The 230-nt window shown below is 57.4% G+C and carries 1 protein-coding gene; it reads right to left on the reverse strand.

What is annotated here, in order from left to right; genetic code table 11:
* Nucleotides 1-230 (reverse strand): immunoglobulin-like domain-containing protein (locus ACZYR5_RS29725; protein WP_489092939.1); only part of this gene is annotated, 230 nt, incomplete at both ends.

Below are 230 nucleotides of genomic sequence, written 5' to 3' on the forward strand. Positions count from 1 at the left end.
TCAGGTCATCTTTCAACGCCTGGTTGATGCTGACAGTGAAGGTTGGGCTCGCGTTCTCGAACACGTCGCCGTTGCCTTTGATACTCACCGTCACCGTGTCCACGGTGTCGTTGATCTGCACCACACCTGGCTCTTTGCTCAGTTGCAGGTCTTCAAAGACCTTGCCCGGTACGCTGGCGCTGTCGATGGACACGCTCAGTGGACCGCCGTCTTTGTAGACGTCGTCGCCT

The organism is Pseudomonas sp. F007, from assembly GCF_057814275.1.